Raw genomic sequence first — 23585 nt, 5'->3', positions numbered from 1 at the left:
TCCTGCCGGAGGCTCCGCCTGGTTCTCCTACCTGGTTCTCCTACCTGGTCCTCCGACCTTACGGGTGGGGTCTGACAATCGGCCTCGGCGACCCGTTCCCCCGTGCGGCCCATCAGCGGATGACACCGCGTACGGCAGGCGGCATGGTGGCGCCAGGACCAGGGGTGGACCCGGGCTGCTGCCGACCGCCGCCTTCGCACGACAGAAGAGGATTCGACATGTCCGTTCGCCGGCGTCTCACGACGGCCACCGGGGCCGTACTGCTCACGATCGCGGTCGCCGGCTGCTCGGGCCTCGGCCGCAGCGCGGTCGGCACCCTCTCCTACGAGACCGAGCGCGAGTTCGCGGTGACCGTGACCAGCCCCTCGGTGAAGGGCTGCCACCGCATGGCGCCGTCGGGCGTGACCAAGGTCGTGAACGAGACCCTGGTCGACGTCGTGCTGTACCGGACCCTGAACTGCAAGGGGGAGAACTCCACCTATCTCCCCAGCAACAGCAGCAACGAGATCGTGCCGGACACCCTGCCCTGGCGCAGCTACAGCGTCATCCACTAGCCCGGTCCGCGCCCGCCCCTCCCTTCCCCCGCCCCTTCCCCGGGTCCATCCTGGAAGGGACAGGGACGACGGGAGGCCGACCGTCATGCGTTCCGGAAACGAGCCCGCCACCGCGCGCAGCGCCCTGCGCCTTCGGTTCTGGCTGAGTCTGTGGGGGCTGGTCTGGGCCGTCTTCGGCACGACGGTCTTCTCGCTGGTGGGCCGGCCGGGGTGGGCCGCCGCCTGCGGCGTCCTCTTCCTGGTCGTCACGGTCGACCTCGCCCTGGTCGTCCGCCATCTCTACCAGGGCCCCCACTGGCAGCCGGGCCGTGACATCCCCCCGTACGAACCCGACCACGGCGACGGCCGCGACCGCTGAGCGTCGGCTCGGCGGCCGCTGGGCGTCAGCTCGGCAGGTCGAAGTCCGCCGCCTGGAGGTACTCCGGCTTCGGGTCGAGCGCGGCGGCGAGCCGGAAGTGGCGGGTGGCCTGGGCGGTCTGGCCGGAGCGCTGGTAGGTGCGGGCAAGCGCGAAGTGCGCGAACGCGTTGTCCGGCTCACGCTCCAGGACCAGCTCGAACTCCAGCTGAGCCGGGCGCAGCTGGGCCGCGGCGAAGAACGCCCGGGCGCGCAGCAGCCTGGCCGCCGTGTTCTCGGGATGGGCGGCGATCACCGAGTCGAGCAGCTTGACGGCGCCCCGAGGGTCCCGCGCGGCCAGCAGCTGCTCGGCGGCGCGGAAGTCGATGACGTGCGTTTCCGGGTTGCTGTCGGCCACGGTGGCATCCTTCCCTCGATCGTGGGGAGAAACACCGAACCCCGTGGCCGCATTCCGCCGGTCCTCGCGGACGGCCTCAGACCGCGGACCCCGCCCGGCGCTCCAGTTCCTCCCACACCTTCCGCACCTGCGGCTCCAGGGCTTCCAGCGGACCGTCGTTGTCGATCACGAGGTCCGCGATCTCCTGCCGCTGCGCGCGCGTGGCCTGCGCGGCCATCCGGTTCCTGGCCTCGGACTCCGCCATGCCCCGGAACCGTACGAGCCGGTCGAGCTGGGTCTCGGGGGACGCGTCGACGACCACGACCAGGTCGTACAGCGGCGCGAGGCCGTTCTCGGTGAGGAGGGGGACGTCGTGGATGACGACGTCCCCGGCGCCGGCCCGGCGCTCCAGCTCGGCCGACCGGGCCCCGACCAGGGGGTGCACGATCGCGTTGAGCGTCGCCAGCCGCTCGGGGTCGGCGAAGACGACGGAGCCGAGCTTCGGCCGGTCCAGCGTCCCGTCCGGGGTCAGGACGTCCTCCCCGAACGCCGCGACGACGGCCGCGAGACCCGGGGTCCCGGGCTCGACGACCTCGCGGGCGATCCGGTCCGCGTCGATCAGCACGGCTCCGTACGAGACGAGCAGCCGCGACACTTCGCTCTTGCCGGCGCCGATCCCGCCGGTCAGGCCCACCTTCAGCATGAGCGGCAGCTTAGGGCCTGCCCCGGCGGGGCTACGCGTCGCCCTCCCGCTCCGCGAGGAAGCGCTCGAACTCGCGGCCCAGCTCGTCCGCCGACGGAAGGTCGACCGGCTCCGCCACGAGGCTGCCGCGGGTCTCCGCGCCGGCCACGGCGTCGTACTGGTGCTCAAGGCCCTGCACGAGCGCGACCAGCTCCTCGTCGCCCTCGCCGATCTGGCGGTCGATCTCGGTCTGGGTGCGGCGGGCTTCCGTCCGCAGCGCGTGGGCGACCCCGGGCAGGACGAGACCGGTGGCGGCCGTGACGGCCTCCAGGACGGTCAGGGCCGCGTCCGGGTACGGCGAGCGGGCCACGTAGTGCGGGACGTGCGCGGCCACGCCGAGGGTGTCGTGCCCGGACTCGGAGAGCCGGTACTCGACCAGGGACTCGGCGCTGCCGGGAACCTGGGCCTCGTCGAACGGGCTCTTGTGCCCGGGCGTCAGGTCGGTGCGGTTGCCGTGCGGGGTGAGGCCGACGGGCCGGGTGTGCGGGACACCCATGGGGATGCCGTGGAAGTTCACCGAGAGGCGCACGCCGAGGCGCTCGACGATCTGCCGGACGGCGGCGGCGAACCGCTCCCACTCGACGTCGGGCTCGGGGCCGGACAGCACCAGGAAGGGTGCGCCGGTGGCGTCCTGGACGAGGCGGACCTCGATGGACGGCGTCTCGTACGCGCTCCAGCGGTCGCGCCGGAAGGTCAGCAGGGGGCGCCGGGCGCGGTAGTCCACGAGCCGGTCGTGGTCGAACCGGGCCACCAGCTGGTGCGGGAGGGTGTCGAGAAGTCTCTCGACGATCTGCTCGCCCGTCTCACCCGCGTCGATGTAGCCGTCGAAGTGGTACAGCATGACCAGCCCGGCCGACTCCTGCGCCAGCGCCACGTCCACGACGGCCAGGCCCTTGGCGTCCCATTCGTACAAATCCTGGGGATCAAGCACGATTACCGCTCCTCCTCGTCTCCTCTCTGCGAACGCCGTGTACCGCAACACCATTCCCGGGCGGGCGGATCTTCCACGGAAGAGGGACGGAAACGACCGAGGCCCGCTCCCCCGAAGGGGAACGGGCCTCGATTTCGCTAGCGGCTAGCGCTCAGCGGAGAGCCTGTTCAGCTCTGGCCGCCGGCCAGCTTCTCGCGCAGGGCGGCGAGCGCCTCGTCCGACGCCAGGGCGCCGGAGTTGTCGTCCGACTCCGAGGAGTACGAACCACCCGAGATGCCCGCACCGGCGTTGCCGGCGGCCGGGGCGGCAGCGCCCTCGGCAGCGGCGGCCTCGTCGGCCTCGCGGGACTTGATGACCTGAGCCTGGTGCTGCTCGAAGCGAGCCTGCGCCTCGGCGTACTGGGTCTCCCAGGCCTCGCGCTGGGTCTCGAAGCCCTCGAGCCAGTCGTTGGTCTCGGGGTCGAAGCCCTCGGGGTAGATGTAGTTGCCCTGGTCGTCGTAGGACGCGGCCATGCCGTACAGGGTCGGGTCGAACTCGACCGAGGCCGGGTCGGCACCGAAGGACTCGTTGGCCTGCTTCAGCGAGAGGCTGATGCGACGACGCTCGAGGTCGATGTCGATGACCTTGACGAAGATCTCGTCGTTGACCTGGACGACCTGCTCCGGGATCTCCACGTGGCGCTCGGCCAGCTCGGAGATGTGGACCAGACCCTCGATGCCCTCGTCCACGCGGACGAACGCACCGAACGGAACCAGCTTGGTGACCTTACCCGGGACGACCTGACCGATCTGGTGCGTACGGGCGAACTGCTGCCACGGGTCCTCCTGCGTCGCCTTCAGCGACAGGGAGACACGCTCGCGGTCCATGTCGACGTCGAGAACCTCGACGGTGACCTCCTGGCCGACCTCGACAACCTCGGACGGGTGGTCGATGTGCTTCCAGGACAGCTCGGAGACGTGCACGAGGCCGTCGACGCCACCCAGGTCCACGAAGGCACCGAAGTTGACGATCGAGGACACGACGCCGGAGCGGACCTGACCCTTCTGCAGGGTGGTGAGGAACGTCTGGCGAACCTCGGACTGGGTCTGCTCGAGCCAGGCGCGGCGGGACAGGACCACGTTGTTGCGGTTCTTGTCCAGCTCGATGATCTTCGCCTCGAGCTCCTTGCCCACGTAGGGCTGGAGGTCGCGGACGCGACGCATCTCGACGAGGGAGGCCGGCAGGAAGCCACGGAGGCCGATGTCGAGGATGAGACCACCCTTGACGACCTCGATGACGGTACCGGTGACGATGCCGTCCTCTTCCTTGATCTTCTCGATGGTGCCCCAGGCGCGCTCGTACTGGGCACGCTTCTTCGAGAGGATCAGGCGGCCTTCCTTGTCCTCCTTCTGGAGAACCAGGGCCTCGATCTCGTCGCCGACCTTGACGACCTCGTTCGGGTCGACGTCGTGCTTGATCGAGAGCTCGCGGCTCGGGATGACACCTTCGGTCTTGTAACCGATGTCGAGCAGGACCTCGTCCCGGTCGACCTTCACGATGACGCCGTCGACGATGTCGCCGTCGTTGAAGTACTTGATCGTCTCGTCGATCGCGGCGAGGAAGGCTTCCTCGTTACCGATGTCGTTGACCGCAACCTGCGGGGTGGTGCTGGTGGCGGTGGTCTCGGTGCTGCTCGTCATGTGGGAAAGGGCTCCGGTTACGGACAGAAAGTCGTAGGTACTGCTACGCCGAGAGCCCGTATCGCACCAAGAAGCCGGACAGCCAATGAAGCCCCTTCCCGTGAACGGGAGGCGCCTCGAAAACCGAGGGGACATACAACAGGTGCGAGCGCGGCCTGCTCCGTCTGAGGCGCGCAGGCCCGCAGCGCAACCTTTAGCATACGGGGGCAGCCGGACAGGGTCAATGTGCGAAGCGCACACCCGGGACGGAACCGTGCAAACCCGGCGCAAATTCGTGCCGTTCGAGCCGTGCTCCACCTCTTCGGGGAGGCCGGCCGCACGGTGGCACTGAGCGCAAACTACATCGGCGGGCGAGATGAACCAAGAGTACGAGCACGACGACCGGCACGACTCGGCCGAGGACGAGGCCGAGGCCACCCGGCGTGACGCCGACGAAACGGAGAGCAGCCGGGCCAGCAGGGGCTGGTGGGACCGGAACGCGGACGAGTACCAGAGCGACCACGGCGCCTTCCTCGGCGACGACCGTTTCGTGTGGGGTCCCGAGGGCCTCGACGAGGAGGAGGCGGAGCTCCTCGGTCCCGCGGACGCGCTGAAGGGCCTGTCCGTCCTGGAGATCGGCGCGGGCGCGGCCCAGTGCTCGCGCTGGCTCGCGGCGCGCGGCGCGCGGCCGGTGGCCCTCGACCTCTCGCACCGGCAGCTCCAGCACGCCCTGCGGATCGGCGGGGACGTGCCGCTCGTCGAGGCGGACGCCGGGGTGCTCCCCTTCCGGGACGGCTCCTTCGACCTGGCCTGCTCGGCGTACGGCGCGGTGCCGTTCGTCGCCGATCCGGTACGGGTCTTCCGCGAGGTGCGCCGGGTGCTGAAGCCCGGCGGGCGCTGGGTCTTCTCGGTCACGCACCCGATCCGGTGGGCGTTCCCGGACGAGCCGGGGCCCGAGGGCCTGTCGGTGGCGGCCTCGTACTTCGACCGGACTCCGTACGTGGAGCAGGACGAGCGGGGACGTGCCGTGTACGTCGAGCACCACCGGACCATCGGGGACCGGGTGCGGGACGTGGTGGCCGGGGGCTTCCGGCTCGTGGACCTGGTCGAGCCGGAGTGGCCGGCGTGGAACAGCCAGGAGTGGGGCGGCTGGTCCCCGCTGCGGGGGAACCTGATCCCCGGCACGGCGATCTTCGTCTGCGAACGCGAGAACTAGACGTATAAGAGGACTGGTCATATGAGAGGGGTAGGGCTGTGGACAACCGTCTTCGCCTTTTCCCCTCTCGTACGAGACTGAGTGCGTGATCCGATACGACGCACTCGACCTGCTCCCCGTCCGCCATGCCGTCCCCGAGCTGCTGACCGCGCTCGCGGAGCGCGGCACGGCGGTGCTGCACGCGCCGCCCGGCACCGGCAAGACGACGCTGGTGCCGCTGGCTCTCGCGGGGCTCATAGGGGACGGGCCGAAGCGCCGGGTGCTGGTGGCCGAGCCGCGCCGGATGGCGGTGCGGGCGGCGGCCCGGCGCATGGCGTGGCTGCTCGGCGAGGAGGTCGGCGGCGCCGTCGGCTTCTCCGTGCGCGGCGAACGGCGGACCGGTCCCGCGACCCGCGTCGAGGTGGTGACGACCGGCATCCTCCTCCAGCGCCTCCAGCGGGACCAGGAGCTGGCGGGCGTGGACGTCGTCCTGCTCGACGAGTGCCACGAGCGGCACCTCGACGCCGACACCGCCCTCGCGTTCCTGGTGGACGTCCGGGCGGCCCTGCGGCCGGAGCTGCGACTGATCGCGGCCTCGGCGACGAGCGACGCGGAGGCGTGGGCACGGCTGCTCGCCTCCGAGGACGGCGGCGGTCCGGCGCCGGTCGTGCGGAGCGAAGGCGAGGGGCACGGGTACGCCACCCTGTTCGCGCCGCCGCCCGCCGGGGTCAGGCCGGCGCACGGAACCTGGGTGGATCCGGCGCTGCTGCGCCATGTGGCCGCGACGGTCCGGCTGGCGGCCGAGCGGCACGAGGGCGACATCCTCTGCTTCCTTCCCGGCACGGGCGAGATCGCCCGGGTCGCGGGGCTGCTCGCCGGTCTGGACGCGGAGGTGCTCCAGCTGCACGGCAGGGCGCCCGCGGCGGTGCAGGACGCCGTGCTGCGGGGTGCCGAGCCGGGCGGGCGGCGCCGGGTGATCCTCTCGACCTCGGTGGCGGAGTCGAGCCTGACGGTTCCGGGGGTCCGGATCGTCGTGGACTCGGGGCTGGCCCGTGAGCCGCGGATGGACCACGCGCGGGGGCTCGGTTCACTGGCGACGGTGCCGGTGTCGACCGCTGCGGCCGCCCAGCGGGCGGGGCGCTCGATGCGCGAGGCGTTCGGGACGGTCTACCGGTGCTGGGCGGAGGCAGAGGACGGGACACGGGCGAGGTTCCCGGCCCCCGAGATCCGGATCGCCGACCTGGCGGACTTCGCCCTGCGGGTCTCCTGCTGGGGCGATCCGACGGCGGAGGGGCTCGCGCTGCTCGACGCCCCGCCGTCCGGGGCGATGGCGGCGGCCCGGTCCGTGCTCGCGGCGGTCGGCGCCGTGGACGGGGACGGACGGGCCACCGAGCGCGGGGGCCGGCTGGCCCGGCTCGGTCTCCATCCCCGACTGGGGCGGGCGCTGCTCGACGGCGCCGCCGAGGTCGGCGCCCGACGGGCGGCCGAGGTGGTGGCGCTGCTCAGCGAGGAGCCGCCGCGTGAGTACGGGGACGATCTGGCGGCGGCCTGGCGGTCGGCCCGCAGGGGTGCCGACGGCTACGGGGCGCGCTGGAAGGCGGAGGTCCGGCGCCTGGAGCGCTCGGCCGCCGAGGTGGCCGGTCCCGGGGAGGCGCGGACGGAACCGGCGGCGGGCGGCGAGGACGCGGTGGCGGGTCTGGTGACCGCGCTGGCCTTTCCGGAGCGGGTGGCCAGGGCACGGGAGCAGGGCGGCTATCTGATGGTGTCGGGGAGCGGGGCCCGGCTGGCCGACGGGTCGGGTGTGCGTTCCGCGCCGTGGCTGGCGGTCGCGGTGGCGGACCGGACGGCCCGGGACGCCACCGCCCGGGTGCGGCTCGCGGCCGTGGTGGACGAGGAGACCGCGTGCCGGGCGGCGGGGCATCTGCGGTCGACGGGCGAGGAGGTCCACTGGGAGGACGGGGACGTGGTCGCGCGCTCGGTGGACCGGCTGGGGGCCGTCGAGCTGACGGTACGGCCGCTGGGGGCGGGCGCCGAGCCCGCTCTCGTACGGGAGGCGCTGCTCGACGGGGTGCGGCGCGAGGGGCTCGGGCTGCTGCGGTGGAGCCGGGAGGCCTCGGAGCTGCGCGAGCGGCTCGCCTTCCTTCACGCCCGGCTGGGGGATCCCTGGCCCGACGTGGCGGACGGGGCGCTGGTGGAGCGGGCCGAGGAGTGGCTCGAACCGGAGCTGTCGCGGGCGGTGCGGCGGGCCGATCTGGGGCGGATCGACGCCGGTGAGGCGCTGCGGCGGCTGCTGCCCTGGGCGTCGGGCGAGGCCGGGCGGCTGGACGAGCTGGCCCCGGAGCGGATCGAGGTGCCGAGCGGGTCGCGGATCCGGGTCGGGTACGGCGAGGGGCGGCCGGTGCTCGCGGTGAAGCTCCAGGAGATGTTCGGCCTGGCCGAGACGCCCCGGGTGGCGGGGGTCCCGGTCCTGGTCCATCTCCTCTCCCCCGCCGGGCGGCCGGCGGCCGTCACCGCCGACCTGGCCTCGTTCTGGCGGGAGGGCTACCGGGCGGTGCGGGCGGAGCTGCGCGGGCGGTATCCGAAGCACCCGTGGCCGGAGGACCCCTCGGTGGCGGAGCCCACCCGGCACACGAGCGCGCGGCTCAGACGGGAGCGGTGACGGGTTCCCACGGGTCCGCCGCCGCCTCCGGGTCGTCCGGGTCCTCCGGGCGGCGGGAGCGGGCCTCCAGCCAGCAGGCGAGGGCGAACAGGGCCAGCGCGAGGAAGGTGAGGCTCCAGGGCACGTAGGAGATGAGCAGCATGACCGTCAGGCGGTTGGACTCGACCATCGTGACGATGCTGTCGACGTAGTCGGCGCGCATCTTCACGTGGCCCTCGAAGACGGTGACGGTGTCCCTGCCCATGAGCGCCTTGGCGTCGCGGAGTTCCTCCTTGTGGATCTCCTCGCCGTTGACCGGGGCTCCGGTGACCGGCTCGACCCAGAACATGCGCTTGGTCGTGTACCAGCGGGTGAGGCCCGTGCTCGCGATGACGTCCGGGGTGATGCCCTCGATCGGCATGGTCTTGGGCATGGGGACCTTGGTCCACGGGACGGTCTGCTCGAAGTAGTAGACCTCCAGGCCGCGGAAGTTCTGCGTGCCCTTGTAGTGGATGGGCGCGGAGGTGCGGGTCTGGGCGTCGAAGTACTGGTAGTCGCGCTTCTCGGTGAGGAAGGGCCACTTGAACTCGATGCCCTCGCGCCGGACCGCGTCGCCGTCGACCGACTCGCCGGTGGCGTGGACGGGGTCCTGGGTGTGGGCGTCGAAGATGTACCGCTCGGGGACCTTGGAGACCATCTTGCCGTCGGGGCCGGTGACGTAGGCGAGGGCGTCCCAGACGACGACGTCCCGTCCGGCGTCGCGCTCGATCCGCTTCGACGCCTCGACGTCGCCCTTGAGGGTCTGGATGATCGTGATCTTCTCGACCTTCTCGGACTTGAGGGTCGTGTAGTTGAGGAGGGTCGCCGGCCGGGCCTCCAGGACGGTCTCCTGGTACTGGTTCGGCGGGATCTTCGCGAGGCGGGGGAAGGCGTACCACCGCAGGGTGGGTGCCATCGCGGCGCAGAAGACGGCGAGGGCGAGGAGGACCAGGCTGGCTCGGCGGCGCACGGTCGCCCCCTTACTTCTTGGGGCCGGGGTCGGCGGTCAGCAGGGGCTTGGGCGAGGTGGGTCCGTCGGGTGGCAGATCGACCACGGAGACGAGGAGGACGAAGAGGAGGACTGGGGCGAGTCCGATGGCGACGGCGACAAGGGCGCGCATGGTCGGCCTCCCGGTGCTCGATCTGATAGGGCGTCAGGGCTGGGGCACCGTAGCAACGCGACCGCGAGATGAGAACACGTTTCACCCGGGTAACGCCGAACGCCGTCCCCCGTCCGATGCGGACGGGGGACGGCGTTCGGTGGAACCCGTGATCAGGCCGAGGGAGAGGGGGACGGGGAGGACTCGGCCGAGTCCGTCGCGGAGGGCGCCGGCTCCGGGGCCGGGGGCTCGGTCGTGGGCGCGGGCGCCTCGACCGTGAGCTCGACGTGGAGGACGCCGCCGCCGGGCGTGGACAGCCGGAGGTAGTACGTGCCCGCCGTGCCGCCCGCGAGGAGGTCGCCGGCGCCGAGGGTGATCTGGCCGTCGGCGCCGGTCGTGAAGGTCCTGGTCCGCACGGCCGTGCCCGCGGCGCTCTTGAAGGACGGGCCCTCGGTGCTCTGCTGGGGATCCGTCTTCGAGTTCACGATGACACCGGTGACGGTGGCACCGGGGACGAGCACGCCCTGGCCGGTGGCCTTGACCGTCACGGACTGGGTGAAGCCGGTGCCGGTGGTGGCGACGAGCGCCTCGGAGCCGACGCGGGTGAGGGTGTCGGCCCCGCGGACGGTGACGGTGCCGGTGAACACGGCGGCGTCCAGGGTGCGGCCCACGACGGTGGCCCGGACCGTGAACGAGCCGGTCTGCTCGCCCGCCTTCAGGGCGGGCGCGGTGGCGATGCCGGCCGGGCCGGTGGTGACGGTCGCCGTGGTCGCGCCGCCGGTGAAGCGGGTGTCCGTGGCGCCGACGATCTCGAAGCGGACGCTCACGCCGGTGACCGCCGTGCCCTTGGAGTCGAGCGCCGCGACCGCGGGCGACTTGGCGAAGGCGTTGCCGGTGGTGGCCGTCAGCGGGCCGGTGGCCACGACCGAGAGACGGGCGACCTTGTCGGCCGCCGGGACCGTCGGGGTCGGCGTCGGCTTGGGGGTCGGAGTCGGCGTAGGCGTCGGCTTGGGAGTCGGCGTCGGGGTGGGCGTGGGCGTGGGCGTCGGGGTGGGCGTGGGCGTGGGCGTCGGCGGCTTGCTGGGCGACGTGATCGGCGGAGCCGTCGGCTGCGTCGGCTTCGGCGTGACCTTCGGCGGCTCGGTCGTCTTGGAGGGCTTCGGCTCCGGCGTGCCCGGGTTCGGCTCGGGCTTCGCCGGTGCGGGGGTCTTCGGCGCCGGGGTGGGCGAGACCGGCGGGTGGGTCGCGGGGCGGTCACGCCGGTCGCTGCGGTCGACCGGCAGCACCCCGGTGCCGTCCGGGATCTGGTGGGTGCCGCGCTGGTAGTACTCGAACCAGGAGAGGACCGTGTTCAGGTACTCCGTCGAGCGGTTGTAGCTGAGGACCGCGCGGTCGAGGTCGCCCTTGAGGGCGAGGTTCCGGCCGTCGTGGCAGAGGTAGAGACCGGCGGCCTGCGCCGCGTCGTAGATGTTGTTCGGGTCCTTCTTGCCGTCGCTGTTGGCGTCCTGACCCCAGGTCGCCCAGGTGGACGGGATGAACTGCATCGGGCCGACGGCCCGGTCGAGGACGGCGTCGCCGTCGTAGGCGCCCTGGTCGGTGTCCTTGATGAGGGCGAAGCCCTTGCCGTTCAGGGCGGGGCCGAGGATCGGCGAGAAGGTGGTGCCGTTGGCGTCGACCCGACCGCCGCGCGCCTGGCCCGACTCGACCTTGCCGATGCCGGCGAGCAGCTGCCACGGGAGGTTGCAGCCGGGGTCGGTCGAGCGTATGGAGAGCTCGGCACGCTTGTACGCGGCGAGGACGGACGCGGGTATGCCGGCCTCGGCCGGTCCGGTGATCACCGGCAGCTGGGTGGGAGCACCCGGCTTGTTCGGGGTGATCAGCGGCGGCAGGTCCGTGTAGTACGCCGAGTCGCCCGTCGCGGAAGCGTCGCCCGGAGGCGTCGCGGTCTCCCCCGCGCCGATGGCCCGGTCGCCGCCGGTGTTCTCGGCGGCCTGCGGAATCGTTTCCGGGGCCTGCGAGGCGGCGAGCGCGGCGACGGCCGCGGCCACGACCGCACCGCTGGTGGCTCCTCTGCGCAGTCGACGGCCGAATTGCGCTGCCATACCTGTGGTCCCCTCCCCATCGAGTCCGTCCCACGCTCCCCGCGTGTGACCTCCGGCGACTTTATGCCAATCGAGGTCCGCCAGGCACCGACGTCTGACCGTGTTTCACGCTTTCGTCACCTCCTGCTTCCCTGGTCCCAGGGTTTCCGCGCACGGGTTCGGGGAACCGGGCGGCGGGTCGCGGGGTCTCTTGCACTGCGGCCGCTCCCCCCCGTACCGGCCGACACCGCACCAGAACGAGGAGTGCCCGCCTTGCCGTTCACGCTCAGCCATGCCGCCGCCGTCCTGCCCGGGTTGCGCCGCGACGGGACCGGGCGCGGACCGCTCGTCGCCTGCGCCCTCGTCGCCGGTTCCTTCGCACCCGACATGACGTACTTCGCCGCCACGGCGGTGCCCGGGGCGATGGAGCTCGGGGACGTCACCCACTCCCCCGTCGGGATCGTCACGGTCGACGTGCTGATCACCGCGGCGCTCGTGGGTCTGTGGCTGGTCGTCCGCGAGCCGCTCGCCGCGCTGCTGCCGGCCCGGTGGCGCGGGCCGGTGTACGGGTTCGCGCGGGGCCGTCCCTGGCGGGACCGGCAGGCGGCGGCGCTCGTCGGCTGGTTCTTCCTCTCCGCCGTCGTCGGCTCGACGACCCACGTCGTGTGGGACTCCTTCACCCACCTCGACCGCTGGGGCACCCGGGCGCTGCCCTTCCTCGGCGAGATGATGGCCGGGTTCCCCGTCTACCTGTACGCGCAGTACGGGAGCTCCGCGCTCGCCCTCACCCTCCTCTGCTGGTTCACCGTGCGCGCGCTGCGCTCCGCCGGGCCCGGCGTCGCACTGCCCTCGGACGTACCCGTACCGGCGCGGCGCGGGCGGCTGCTCGCGGCCGGGCTGATCGGCGGGTGCGTCCTGGCCGGTGCCGTCCACCGGGTGCTGCGCTGGGCCGCGTACTGGGGATGGACCCGGATCGAGACGCCCCTCGACATCATTCCGACGGCCTGCTTCGGGGCGGGCGCGGGGCTCGCCGTCGGGCTCGTGCTGTACGGGACGGGTGCGCGGCTCCTCGGAAGGCGGCGGCCCACTCCGGCCGGGCAGGGTCCCGCGGGAGAGGTCCCGGAGCGCCCGACGGAACGCTCCCGTCCGGGGTCTCGCTGATTCCGTCCTCCGGGGTGAAGCCACGGGCCGCCGGGCCACCGGAGAGGGCCCGGTGCACGACGACGGCGACGCCCTCCAGGGTGCGGACCCCGTAGCTCATGGTCGGGTCGTCGTGGCTGAGGAGGGCGAGCCGGTAGTCGACCGTCGCGCCCGCGGCGGCGGTCCCCGTGGCCGTGTTCCGCACGATGCCGACGCTGTGGACGCGCCACTCGTGGGTGGCGCGGGGCAGCCAGCCGTTCTTCAGGTGCACCTTGACCGTACGGGGGGCGCCGGCCGTGACGCCCCAGGCCTGGCTGCTGACGACCTGGCCCATCAGGGTCAGTGCGGCGGGACGGCGTTCGACGGCGGCGAGCAGCGCGAGCTGGTCGCGGGCGGTGGTGCGGGTGAGGCCCCAGTAGCGGTCGTGGCCGAGGACGGTGTCCACGGCGCCCGCCTCGCGGAGCACCCTGTTGAGCCGGGCGCGGGAGAGACCGAGCCAGAGGTCGGTGGCGGCGGCGTTGTCGGAGCGGGTGATCATCGCCTTCATCCGCTGGGCCTCCAGGCGGGTGGGCTCCCGCCCGAGTTCCTCGGCGCGGCCGAGGACCGCCTGCATGATCAGGACCTTCGCGATGCTGGCGGAGTCGTACAGGCGGGTGTCGCCGAGGCGGCAGCGCAGTCCGCGCTTCGGGTCGTGGACGGCGACGGAGACGGTGCCGGTGCGGTCCTTGAGGGCGGCGGTGATGTTCTGGGAGAGGCGGGCGGCGAGGGTGGGGTAGCGGGCGGAGGTGCAGAGGGGCGCGGCCCTCTGCGACCCGGTCGGCCCTTGCTGCCCTTGCTGCGCCTGTGGCCCGTGCGCTTCGGCGGGGCTGGCCGTGGCGGTTGCGCTGAGGAGCGCGCCGAGGAGGATCCAGGCGCGCAGGTGGGAGCGGCGGCGACTCGTGATCATGCTCCCCAGTCTCGGGAGCGGGGGGTGCGGGGCGCGCCTGGTACTGGTCCACCTGGCGCACAGGGCTCGGGGGCCGGTACGGGACGACAGGGGCACCGGCCCCTGGGTGCGGGTCCAGGCGCGGAAGCCTAGGCCCGGCACGGGGCGCCGTCCCGTGTGCCCACCCGTCCCGCCCCGGCGGGACGCATGCCCACACGGGGGTGGGCGGCCGGCCCGTCAGGGCGGGGGGCCGGCGCCCGCGGGGCGGGTGTGCGGGCCCCCGCCTGAGGCCGGGGGTTGTCAGTGGGCTGCCGAGTCCCAGTTCGGGCCTACGCCTACCGAGACGTCCAGGGGGGCTCGGAGGTCGGCTGCCGCGGACATCTGGGTGCGGAGCAGGGACTCGACCTGGTCGCGCTCGCCGGGGGCCAGTTCCAGGACGATTTCGTCGTGGACCTGGAGGAGCATCCGGGAGGCGAGGCCCGCCTCGGTGAGCGCGCGGTCCACGTTCAGCATGGCGACCTTGACGATGTCCGCCGCCGTGCCCTGGATCGGCGCGTTGAGCGCCATCCGCTCGGCGGCCTCGCGGCGCTGCCGGTTGTCGCTGTTGAGGTCGGGGAGGTAGCGGCGACGGCCGAGCATCGTCTCCGTGTACCCCGTGGCGCGGGCCTCGTCGACGACCCGGCGCAGGTAGTCCCGGACGCCGCCGAAGCGCTCGAAGTAGGTGTCCATCAGGCCGCGGGCCTCGCCCGGGTCGATGTTCAGCTGCTGGGCGAGGCCGAAGGCGGAGAGCCCGTAGGCCAGGCCGTACGACATGGCCTTGATCTTGCGGCGCATCTCGGCGTCGACGGCGGACCGCTCGACGCCGAAGACCTGCGAGGCGACCGTGGTGTGGAGGTCCTCGCCGGAGGTGAAGGCCTCGATGAGGCCCTCGTCCTCGGAGAGGTGGGCCATGACGCGCAGTTCGATCTGGCTGTAGTCGGCGGTCATGAGGGCCTCGAAGCCCTCGCCGACGACGAAGCCGTGCCGGATGGCCCTGCCCTCGTCCGTCCGCACCGGCACGTTCTGCAGGTTCGGTTCGGTGGAGGAGAGGCGGCCGGTCGCGGCGACCGTCTGGCTGAAGGTGGTGTGGATGCGGCCGTCGGCCGCGATCGTCTTGATCAGGCCTTCGACGGTGGAGCGCAGGCGGGCCTGCTCCCGGTGGCGGAGCATGATCACGGGGAGCTCGTGCTCGGTCTGGCCGGCCAGCCAGGCGAGCGCGTCGGCGTCCGTCGTGTACCCGGTCTTGGTCTTCTTCGTCTTCGGCAGGTTGAGCTCGCCGAAGAAGACCTCCTGGAGCTGCTTGGGCGAGCCGAGGTTGAACTCGTGGCCGACGGAGGCGTGCGCCTCCTTCACGGCCTGCTGCACGGCCCCGGCGAACTGCTGCTCCATGGCCTCCAGGTGGTCGCGGTCGGCGGCGATGCCGTACCGCTCCAGGCGGGCGAGGAGGACGGACGTGGGGAGCTCGACGTCGTGGAGGAGCTCGCGGGCGCCGACCTCGCCGAGCCGCTCGTCGAAGGCGGCGCCGAGGTCGAGGACGGCCCGCGCCTGGGTCATGAGGGCCTCGGCCTCGGCCGTGTCGTCGGCGCCGAAGGCGAGCTGCCCGTCGGCGGCGGCCGCGGGGGCGAGCTCGCGGCCCAGGTACTCGACGGAGAGCGCGTCGAGCGCGAAGGAACGGCGGCCGGGCTTCACCAGGTACGCGGCGAGGGCGGTGTCCATGGTGACGCCGGCGACGGTCCAGCCGTGCTCGGGGAAGACCCGCATGGCGCCCTTGGCGTTGTGCATGACCTTGGGGCGGTCCGGGTCGGCGATCCACGCGGCCCAGGCCTGCTCGTCGGCCGCGTCGAGCGTGCTCGGGTCGAACCAGGCGGCGGCCCCGCCGGCGGCGGCGAGGGCGACCTCGGCGACGTTCCCCGTGCCGAGGGCCCAGCTGTCGACGGTGGCGATGCCGAGGGGCTCGGTGCCGTGCTCGGCGAGCCAGGGGGCGAGCTCGCCGGCGCCGAGGACGCTGCCGTCGAGCTCGACGCCCGCGGCGGGCGCCGGGGCGGCGTCCTCGGCGGAGCCCGGGTCGACGGCGAGGAGCCGCTCGCGGAGCGAGGGGTTGCGGATCTCCAGGGTGTCCAGGACGAGCGCGACGGCCCCGCGGTCGTACGGCTCGCGGGCAAGGTCGGTCACCGTCTTCGGCAGCTCGACGTCCCGGACCATCGCGGTCAGGCGGTGGTTGAGCTTGACCGCCTCCAGGTGGTCGCGGAAGTTCTGCCCGGCCTTGCCCTTGACCTCGTCGGCGCGCTCGACGAGCTCGGCGAAGGTGCCGAACTGGTTGATCCACTTGGCGGCGGTCTTCTCGCCGACGCCGGGGATGCCCGGGAGGTTGTCGGACGGGTCGCCGCGCAGGGCCGCGAAGTCGGGGTACTGGGAGGGGCTCAGGCCGTACTTCTCCTGGACCTTCTCCGGCGTGAAGCGGGTCAGTTCGGAGACGCCCTTGGTGGGGTAGAGCACCGTGGTGTGGTCGGTGACCAGCTGGAAGGAGTCGCGGTCGCCCGTGACGATGAGGACCTCGAAGCCCTCGGCCTCGGCCTGGGTCGCGAGCGTCGCGATGATGTCGTCCGCCTCGAAGCCGTCGACCGCGAAGCGCGGCGCGTGCATCGCGTCGAGGAGCTCGCCGATCAGCTCGACCTGCCCCTTGAACTCGTCGGGGGTCTTCGAGCGGTTCGCCTTGTACTCGGGGAACTCCGCGGACCGCCAGGTCTTGCGGGACACGTCGAAGGCGACCGCGAAGTGCGTGGGGGCCTCGTCCCGGAGCGTGTTCGCCAGCATCGAGGCGAATCCGTAGATCGCGTTCGTCGGCTGCCCGGTCGCGGTGGTGAAGTTCTCCGCGGGCAGCGCGTAGAACGCCCGGTACGCGAGGGAGTGCCCGTCCATGAGGAGCAGGCGGGGGCGGGTGTCTGCGGGGTTCTTCGATGCTGTCTCGGCCACATGACGATCCTGCCACGTACCGCTGACATTCCCGTCCACACAGGCCGCGAAGCCGGGTGGTCGGCCTGTCGGTGCCGCGTGACAGGATCGGAGACGTACGCCACAGGAATACCGCTCAAGGGAGAGCGCGATGGTCAGCAAGCCCCCGGCCGGTGACCCGGTCCAGGACGCCCCGCAGGTCACACCGCCACAGCACGCCGCGGCCGGCCTGCCCGCCATCGGGCACACCCTGCGGATCGCGCACGAACAGATGGGCGCGCTGCGCACCGCCCGCACCCTCCTCAAGGTCAACCAGAAGGACGGCTTCGACTGCCCCGGCTGCGCCTGGCCGGAGGAGGACAAGCGGCATGTCGCCGAGTTCTGCGAGAACGGCGCCAAGGCGGTCGCCGAGGAGGCGACGCTCCGCCGCGTGACGCCCGCGTTCTTCGCCGCGCACCCGCTCGCGGACCTCGCGACCCGCAGCGGCTACTGGCTGGGCCAGCAGGGCCGTATCACCGAGCCCATGCTGCTGCCCGAGGGCGGCGACCGGTACGAGCCGGTGTCCTGGGAGCGGGCCTTCGCGATCATCGCCGAGGAGTTGCGCGCCCTCGGCTCCCCCGACGAGGCGCTGTTCTACACGTCGGGCCGCACCAGCAACGAGGCCGCGTTCCTCCTCCAGCTCTTCGCCCGCGAGTTCGGCACGAACAACCTGCCGGACTGCTCCAACATGTGCCACGAGTCCTCGGGTTCGGCGCTCACCGAGACGATCGGCATCGGCAAGGGCAGCGTCTCCCTGGAGGACCTGCACCACGCCGACCTGATCGTCGTCGCCGGGCAGAACCCGGGCACGAACCACCCGCGCATGCTCTCGGCCCTGGAGAAGGCGAAGGCCGCCGGTGCCCGGATCATCTCCGTGAACCCGCTGCCCGAGGCCGGTCTGGAGCGGTTCAAGAACCCGCAGACCCCACAGGGCATGCTGAAGGGCGCGGCGCTCACCGACCTCTTCCTCCAGATCCGCATCGGCGGCGACCAGGCCCTCTTCCGTCTCCTCAACAAGCTGGTCCTCCAGACGCCCGGGGCGGTCGACGAGGAGTTCGTACGGGAGCACACGCACGGGTACGAGGAGTTCGCCGAGGCGGCGAAGGCCGCCGACTGGGACGAGACGCTCGCCGCGACCGGGCTCGACCGCTCCGAGATCGAGAAGGCCCTCGCGATGGTCCTCGCCTCGAAGCGGACCATCGTCTGCTGGGCGATGGGCCTCACCCAGCACAAGCACTCCGTGCCGACGATCCGCGAGGTCGTCAACTTCCTTCTGCTGCGCGGGAACATCGGCCGCCCGGGCGCCGGGGTCTGCCCGGTGCGCGGCCATTCGAACGTGCAGGGCGACCGCACGATGGGCATCTTCGAGCGCCCCGCGCCCGCCTTCCTCGACGCCCTGGACAAGGAGTTCGGGATCGTCTCGCCGCGCCACCACGGCTATGACGTGGTCCGCTCGATCCAGGCGCTGCGCGACGGCGACGCGAAGGTGTTCTTCGCGATGGGCGGCAACTTCGTGGGCGCGACGCCCGACACGGAGGTCACCGAGGCGGCGATGCGCACCGCGCGCCTGACCGTCCACGTGTCGACGAAGCTCAACCGCTCGCACGCCGTCACCGGCAGGCGCGCGCTGATCCTGCCCACGCTCGGCCGCACCGACAAGGACGTCCAGAAGAGCGGTCGGCAGATCGTGACCGTCGAGGACTCCATGAGCCTCGTCCACGCCTCCCGCGGCAACCTGCCGCCGGCGAGCCCGCACCTGCTCTCCGAGCCGGCGATCGTGGCACGGATGGCGCGGGCCGTCCTCGGCGACGCCTCGGCCACGCCCTGGGAGGAGTTCGAGGCGGACTACGCCACGATCCGCGACCGGATCGCGCGCGTGGTGCCCGGCTTCGAGGACTTCAACGCCCGCCTCGCGGCGAACGCGGGCGGCTTCCGCCTGCCGCACGGCCCGCGCGACGAGCGCCGCTTCCCCACGAAGACCGGCAAGGCCAACTTCACGGCCGCGCCCGTCGAGTACCCGCGCGTGCCGGAGGGCCGGCTGCTGCTCCAGACGCTCCGCTCGCACGACCAGTACAACACCACGATCTACGGCCTCGACGACCGCTACCGGGGCATCAAGGGCGGCCGCCGGGTCGTCCTCCTCCACCCCGAGGACGCGGCGGCCTTCGGCCTCGCCGACGGGGACTACACGGACCTGGTCAGCGAGTGGACCGACGGCACCGAGCGGCGGGCCCCCGGCTTCCGGGTCGTGCACTACCCGACGTCCCGGGGCTGCGCGGCCGCGTACTACCCGGAGACGAACGTCCTCGTACCGCTGGAGTCGACCGCCGACGTCAGCAACACCCCCGCCAGCAAGTCCGTCGTCGTCCGTCTGGAACAATCACCCTCCGCCTAAGCGTTTGCTCAGGCTGACCGAACTGGTGATTCAAGCGATGCCGTACGAAGACGAACGGAGCCGGGCCATGGGTGAACAGCAGCACGTGAAGTTCCCGCAGGAGATCATCGACGAGTACGCGACACTCGGCGTCGACCTGCCCGCGCTCTTCTCGGCCGGCCACCTCGGCAACCGGATGGGCATCCAGATCCTGGAGGCCTCCGCCGAGCGCGTGGTCGGCACCATGCCGGTCGAGGGCAACACCCAGCCGTACGGACTCCTGCACGGCGGCGCCTCCGGCGTGCTCGCCGAGACCCTCGGCTCGATCGGCTCGATGCTGCACGGCGGGGTCTCGAAGATCGCGGTCGGCGTGGACCTCAACTGCACCCACCACCGGGGCGTCCGCAGCGGCCTCGTCACCGGCGTGGCCACGCCCGTGCACCGCGGCCGGTCCACCGCCACGTACGAGGTCGTGATCAGCGACGAGCAGGGCAAGCGGGTCTGCTCCGCGCGCCTCACCTGCCTGCTCCGCGAGATCGACCCGAAGGACGCCGGAAACCTCCCGGCGGCGTAAGCACGCGCGAACGGCGCGGTGCGGGACGGACCATCGTCCCGCACCGCGCCGTTCGCGTATCAACTCCCGTTTCTCCGGACCCTCTTGCCCCACACGGCCACAACCGCTTCACTGGCGAACCTCCCCCGCGGGAGAACACCTGATCCACTCATACACCGAGGGGCTCTCCGTGACCGCCGCACGCACCACCTACGCGCTGACCGCCGTCACCGCCGCCGCCTGCGCCGCCGTGCTCGCCACCGCGCTCCCGGCCTCGGCGATCAACACGTACCACGCGACCCCCGCCCCCGAGCGCACCGAGGTCGGCGCCCTGGTCGCGACGTGGGACGCCGACGACGATCCGGCGACCCCGGACCGGGTCGACTGGGTCTGCTCCGGCACGATGATCGACGCGGACACCTTCCTGACGGCCGCCCACTGCACGACCGACTGGCCGGCGAACGTCCGCTTCCACGTCTCGCTCGACCAGGACGTCCAGGGCGCCCTGGACCGCGCCGCGGCCGAGCACCCCGGCGACCCGGCCGCCGTCGCCCGCGCCGTCGCCGTCGAGGGCACGGCCCACAGCCACCCCGCCTACCCCGGCCCGGCCTCCGACACCCACGACATCTCGGTGATCGAGCTGCCCGCCGTCGCCGTGAAGGCCCGCTGGTCCTTCACCCCGGCGACGCTCCCCCGCGCCGGCGCCCTCGACGCGCTCGGCCCGCAGGGCCTGAACGACACCTCCTTCACGGTGGCCGGTTACGGCACCGAGGAGGCCAGGCGCGGCCCCGGCGGCCACACCCACCCGGGCGGCGGCGTCCGCATGAAGGCACCGGTCACCTTCAACGCGCTCAACAACGTCTGGATCCGGCTGGGCATGACCGCGCCCCAGGGGAACGGAGGCGCCTGTTACGGCGACTCCGGCGGCCCCAACTTCGCCACGCTGAACGGCAGGCGGACCCTGGTCGCGACCACGATCACCGGCGACACGCCCTGCTACGCGACCAATGTGACCTATCGACTGGACACGCCCGGAGCGCGTGACTTCCTGAAGCCGTTCGTACGTCTTCCGTGACCCCCGTCGGCGTACGGATCCGGCCACTCGTCCCCCTCGTCCCCCTCGTCCCGCCCTCTCACTTCGCTGATCGTCACACTGAGTGATCTTCGAATCGAAGGTGCACAGAGGGGGCGGAAGGGCCGATTCGTCCGCTGAGGTTTGGGCCACTGTCCGGTATCCGGAGCGTCCGCTCAGCGGACCGTCAGTACCAAGAATCGCTCAAGCCCCTTAGCGGAACTGCGCGTTCTCACTATGTGAACACCGCATTACTCACCCTTATCACCCGATTAATCCCGCCCCTACATCCCCACTTACCCCCTCGGCATAACAAGACAGTCACATCCTGACCTCCGCGCTCCCCGACCCTCCCCACCTGCGCTTAGAGTCACCGCCAGTCACCGCGCCGCCGGGCGCGTCCTAGTGCACGGCCCTGTACCAACCCAGTACGGCCCGGCGTTCGACAAACGGCACCCCTCGCTCAGCAGCTTCACGGCACCGCCTCATCCGAGGGGGCCGCGCCAGGGAAAGGACCCTTCGTGCGAAACCGTTCGTTGCTCATACTCACCACCGCGGTCACCGCGGGTGCTCTCACCCTCACCGCGTGCGGTTCCCGCGACGACAAGGGCGGCTCGGGGGGCGGCGACGGCGGCAACGTCACCGTCACCATCGGCCTCGACGCCCCGCTCACCGGTGAACTGTCCGCCCTCGGCCTCGGCATCCAGAACTCCGCCGACCTCGCGGTCAAGACGGCCAACAAGAAGGCCTACGTCAAGGGCGTGACCTTCAAGCTGGAGGCCCTGGACGACCAGGCCCAGCCCTCCGCCGGCCAGCAGAACGCCACCAAGCTCGTCGCCGACAAGGCCGTCCTCGGTGTCGTCGGCCCGCTGAACTCCTCCGTCGCCGAGTCGATGCAGAAGGTCTTCGACGACGCCAAGCTCGCCCAGATCTCCCCGGCGAACACCAACCCGGCGCTCACCCAGGGCACCAACTGGTCCACCGGCGACAAGAAGCGCGGCTACAAGTCGTACTTCCGCACCGCGACCACGGACGCCATCCAGGGCCCGTTCGCCGCGCAGTACGTCTACAACGAGGCCAAGAAGACCAAGGCCTACATCATCGACGACAAGAAGACCTACGGCGCCGGCCTCGCGGGCACCTTCAAGGGCGAGTTCGAGAAGCTCGGCGGCAAGGTCGTCGGCACCGAGCACATCAACCCCGACACCAAGGACTTCTCCGCGGTCGCCACCAAGGTCAAGAGCTCCGGCGCCGACGTCGTCTACTACGGCGGCGAGTACCCCGCCGGCGGCCCCCTCGCCAAGCAGATCAAGGAAGCCGGCGCCAAGGTCGTCGTCGTCGGCGGTGACGCGCTCTTCAGCGCCGAGTACGTGAAGCTGGCCGGCGCCGCCGCCGCCGAGGGCGACATCGCCACCTCCGTCGGCGCGCCGATCGAGTCCCTCGACTCCGCCAAGGAGTTCCTGGCCAACTACAAGGCCGGTGGCTACAAGGAGGCCTACGAGGCCTACGGCGGCTACGCCTACGACTCGACCTGGGCCATCATCGAGGCCGTCAAGAAGGTCGTCGACGGCAACAGCGGCAAGCTCCCCGAGGACGCCCGCGCCAAGGTCGTCGAGGCCGTCCAGGGTGTCTCCTTCGACGGTGTGACCGGCAAGGTCTCCTTCGACGAGTTCGGTGACACCACCAACAAGCAGCTCACCGTCTACAAGGTCGAGGGCGGCGCCCACAAGCCCGTCAAGTCCGACACCTTCGGCGGCTGATCCACACCCCTCCCGGGGAACCACTCAGCACCACACAGCACCACCCAGCACCACCTACATCGCGCGGGGGGCCGCACCAAGGCACCCCGCGCGGTGTCACATCCGTCGAAAGTCTCGGAGGACAATGCGGTGAACGAACTGCCGCAGCAGCTGGTCAACGGCCTGCTACTGGGATCCATGTACGGGCTGATCGCCGTCGGCTACACGATGGTCTACGGCATCGTCCAGCTCATCAACTTCGCCCACGGCGAGATCTTCATGACCGGTGGCTTCGGGGCCCTGACCGTCTGGCTCCTCATGCCGACGGGGACCAGCATCTGGGTCGCCCTCCCGCTCATGCTGATAGGCGCCGTGCTCGTCGCGACGACCATAGCCGTCGGCGCCGAACGCCTCGCCTACCGCCCGCTGCGCGGAGGCCCCCGCCTCGCCCCCCTCATCACCGCCATCGGCCTCTCCCTGGCCCTCCAGTACGCGGTGTGGATCTGGTACCCCGAGGCGAAGTCCGCCCGGACCTTCCCCCAGATCCCCGGCGGCCCGATCGAACTCGGCCCCGTCACCATCCAGACCGGTGACGTCTTCCTCCTGATCGCCGCCCCGATCTGCATGGCCTTCCTCGCCTTCTTCGTCATGCGCACCCGCACCGGCCGCGGCATGCAGGCCACCGCGCAGGACCCCGACACCGCCAAGCTCATGGGCGTCAACACCGACCGCATCATCGTGATCGCGTTCGCCCTGGGCGCCGCGATGGCCGCCGTCGGCGCCGTCGCCTACGGCCTCAAGTACGGCGTCGTCGACTACAAGATGGGCTTCCTCCTCGGACTCAAGGCCTTCACCGCCGCCGTCCTCGGAGGCATCGGAAACATCTACGGAGCCATGATCGGCGGCATCGTCCTGGGCGTCACCGAGACCCTGGCGACGGCGTACATCAGCCACGTCCCCGGCATGCAGCAGCTCGGCGGCCAGTCCTGGGCCGACGTCTGGGCCTTCGTACTCCTCATCGTCGTACTCCTCGTCCGGCCACAAGGCCTCCTGGGCGAGCGCGTCGCGGACAGGGCGTGAGCA

The 23585-nt window shown here is 71.9% G+C and carries 18 protein-coding genes and 1 pseudogene; 10 read left to right on the top strand and 9 right to left on the bottom strand.

Annotation, left to right across the window (positions count from 1 at the left end; all coding sequences use genetic code 11):
- Positions 1-218 precede the first annotated feature (218 nt).
- Positions 219-554, top strand: a complete 336-nt coding sequence (locus ACFC0Z_RS23280; RefSeq protein WP_376441098.1) for a hypothetical protein — start codon at positions 219-221, stop codon at positions 552-554.
- Positions 555-639: 85 nt separating this feature from the next.
- A complete protein-coding gene (locus tag ACFC0Z_RS23275) occupies positions 640-912 on the top strand; it encodes a DUF6343 family protein (protein ID WP_376441095.1) in 273 nt (90 codons plus the stop codon).
- A 25-nt stretch (positions 913-937) separates the two neighbouring features.
- Here the strand turns inward: ACFC0Z_RS23275 and ACFC0Z_RS23270 are convergent, their stop codons facing one another.
- The 4 genes from ACFC0Z_RS23270 to rpsA all read right to left on the bottom strand — a co-directional run bounded on the left by ACFC0Z_RS23270 (position 938) and on the right by rpsA (position 4637).
- A complete protein-coding gene (locus ACFC0Z_RS23270; protein WP_360806919.1) occupies positions 938-1306 on the bottom strand; it encodes a tetratricopeptide repeat protein in 369 nt (122 codons plus the stop codon).
- Positions 1307-1382: 76 nt separating this feature from the next.
- Complete coding sequence (coaE, locus tag ACFC0Z_RS23265) at positions 1383-1988, bottom strand: dephospho-CoA kinase (RefSeq protein WP_376441092.1); 606 nt, start codon at positions 1986-1988, stop codon at positions 1383-1385.
- A gap of 31 nt (positions 1989-2019) precedes the next feature.
- Positions 2020-2958: a PAC2 family protein gene (locus tag ACFC0Z_RS23260; RefSeq protein ID WP_376441089.1), complete on the bottom strand. Its 939-nt coding sequence runs from the start codon at positions 2956-2958 to the stop codon at positions 2020-2022.
- 167 nt (positions 2959-3125) lie between these two features.
- On the bottom strand, positions 3126-4637 hold the full coding sequence (rpsA, locus tag ACFC0Z_RS23255) for a 30S ribosomal protein S1 (protein ID WP_015032828.1): 1512 nt from the start codon (positions 4635-4637) through the stop codon (positions 3126-3128).
- Positions 4638-4992: 355 nt separating this feature from the next.
- Here rpsA and ACFC0Z_RS23250 point away from each other — a divergent pair, with 355 nt between their 5' ends.
- Both ACFC0Z_RS23250 and hrpB read left to right on the top strand, forming a co-directional pair.
- The gene (locus ACFC0Z_RS23250; protein WP_376441086.1) at positions 4993-5832 is read left to right on the top strand and encodes a class I SAM-dependent methyltransferase; all 840 of its coding nucleotides are present in this window, start codon (positions 4993-4995) and stop codon (positions 5830-5832) included.
- 85 nt (positions 5833-5917) lie between these two features.
- Positions 5918-8470 (top strand): ATP-dependent helicase HrpB, encoded by a 2553-nt coding sequence (hrpB, locus tag ACFC0Z_RS23245; protein WP_376441083.1) that lies wholly within the window; start codon positions 5918-5920, stop codon positions 8468-8470.
- On the opposite strand, the gene ACFC0Z_RS23240 is transcribed toward hrpB, so the two are convergent.
- The 3 genes from ACFC0Z_RS23240 to ACFC0Z_RS23230 form a co-directional block, all read right to left on the bottom strand.
- On the bottom strand, positions 8454-9458 hold the full coding sequence (locus ACFC0Z_RS23240; protein ID WP_376441080.1) for a DUF3068 domain-containing protein: 1005 nt from the start codon (positions 9456-9458) through the stop codon (positions 8454-8456). The two genes, hrpB and ACFC0Z_RS23240, sit on opposite strands and share 17 nt — an antisense overlap.
- Positions 9459-9468: 10 nt before the next feature.
- A complete protein-coding gene (locus tag ACFC0Z_RS23235; RefSeq protein WP_360806931.1) occupies positions 9469-9609 on the bottom strand; it encodes an SPW_0924 family protein in 141 nt (46 codons plus the stop codon).
- A gap of 152 nt (positions 9610-9761) precedes the next feature.
- Positions 9762-11690 carry a lytic transglycosylase domain-containing protein gene (locus ACFC0Z_RS23230; RefSeq protein ID WP_376441077.1) on the bottom strand — a complete coding sequence of 643 codons (1929 nt, stop codon included), beginning with the start codon at positions 11688-11690 and terminating at the stop codon, positions 9762-9764.
- Between the two features lie 252 nt (positions 11691-11942).
- Between ACFC0Z_RS23230 and ACFC0Z_RS23225 the strand changes: the two genes are divergently transcribed.
- Positions 11943-12830: a DUF4184 family protein gene (locus tag ACFC0Z_RS23225; protein ID WP_376441074.1), complete on the top strand. Its 888-nt coding sequence runs from the start codon at positions 11943-11945 to the stop codon at positions 12828-12830.
- A gap of 175 nt (positions 12831-13005) precedes the next feature.
- Here the strand turns inward: ACFC0Z_RS23225 and ACFC0Z_RS23220 are convergent.
- A pseudogene (locus tag ACFC0Z_RS23220) lies at positions 13006-13347 on the bottom strand (serine hydrolase); the annotation flags it as partial.
- 687 nt (positions 13348-14034) lie between these two features.
- Positions 14035-16746: a DNA polymerase I gene (gene polA, locus ACFC0Z_RS23215; protein ID WP_376441071.1), complete on the bottom strand. Its 2712-nt coding sequence runs from the start codon at positions 16744-16746 to the stop codon at positions 14035-14037.
- A 130-nt stretch (positions 16747-16876) separates the two neighbouring features.
- On the opposite strand from polA, the gene ACFC0Z_RS23210 reads away from it, so the two are divergent.
- The 5 genes from ACFC0Z_RS23210 (at position 16877) to ACFC0Z_RS23190 (ending at position 23582) form a co-directional block, all read left to right on the top strand.
- On the top strand, positions 16877-19159 hold the full coding sequence (locus tag ACFC0Z_RS23210; RefSeq protein ID WP_376441068.1) for an FdhF/YdeP family oxidoreductase: 2283 nt from the start codon (positions 16877-16879) through the stop codon (positions 19157-19159).
- Between the two features lie 67 nt (positions 19160-19226).
- Positions 19227-19712, top strand: a complete 486-nt coding sequence (locus ACFC0Z_RS23205; RefSeq protein WP_376441065.1) for a PaaI family thioesterase — start codon at positions 19227-19229, stop codon at positions 19710-19712.
- Positions 19713-19881: 169 nt separating this feature from the next.
- Positions 19882-20766, top strand: coding sequence for a trypsin-like serine protease (locus ACFC0Z_RS23200; protein WP_376441062.1), 885 nt, complete (start codon positions 19882-19884; stop codon positions 20764-20766).
- Positions 20767-21284: 518 nt separating this feature from the next.
- A complete protein-coding gene (locus ACFC0Z_RS23195; protein WP_376441059.1) occupies positions 21285-22523 on the top strand; it encodes a branched-chain amino acid ABC transporter substrate-binding protein in 1239 nt (412 codons plus the stop codon).
- Between the two features lie 129 nt (positions 22524-22652).
- A complete protein-coding gene (locus tag ACFC0Z_RS23190) occupies positions 22653-23582 on the top strand; it encodes a branched-chain amino acid ABC transporter permease (protein WP_376441056.1) in 930 nt (309 codons plus the stop codon).
- Positions 23583-23585 lie beyond the last annotated feature (3 nt).

This window comes from Streptomyces sp. NPDC056144 (assembly GCF_042264145.1).
Lineage (GTDB): Bacteria > Actinomycetota > Actinomycetes > Streptomycetales > Streptomycetaceae > Streptomyces.
Note: the sequence above shows the minus strand (reverse complement) of the source record. Positions and strands in the feature narration are given on the sequence as shown.

Excerpts from the sequence above, each read along its gene's own strand:
- ACFC0Z_RS23280 (WP_376441098.1), top strand. The coding sequence starts at position 219 with ATGTCCGTTCGCCGGCGTCTCACGACGGCCACCGGGGCCGTACTGCTC.
- ACFC0Z_RS23275 (WP_376441095.1), top strand. The coding sequence starts at position 640 with ATGCGTTCCGGAAACGAGCCCGCCACCGCGCGCAGCGCCCTGCGCCTT.
- coaE (WP_376441092.1), bottom strand. The coding sequence starts at position 1,988 with ATGCTGAAGGTGGGCCTGACCGGCGGGATCGGCGCCGGCAAGAGCGAA.
- rpsA (WP_015032828.1), bottom strand. The coding sequence starts at position 4,637 with ATGACGAGCAGCACCGAGACCACCGCCACCAGCACCACCCCGCAGGTT.
- ACFC0Z_RS23250 (WP_376441086.1), top strand. The coding sequence starts at position 4,993 with ATGAACCAAGAGTACGAGCACGACGACCGGCACGACTCGGCCGAGGAC.
- ACFC0Z_RS23235 (WP_360806931.1), bottom strand. The coding sequence starts at position 9,609 with ATGCGCGCCCTTGTCGCCGTCGCCATCGGACTCGCCCCAGTCCTCCTC.
- ACFC0Z_RS23230 (WP_376441077.1), bottom strand. The coding sequence starts at position 11,690 with ATGGCAGCGCAATTCGGCCGTCGACTGCGCAGAGGAGCCACCAGCGGT.
- ACFC0Z_RS23210 (WP_376441068.1), top strand. The coding sequence starts at position 16,877 with ATGGTCAGCAAGCCCCCGGCCGGTGACCCGGTCCAGGACGCCCCGCAG.
- ACFC0Z_RS23205 (WP_376441065.1), top strand. The coding sequence starts at position 19,227 with ATGGGTGAACAGCAGCACGTGAAGTTCCCGCAGGAGATCATCGACGAG.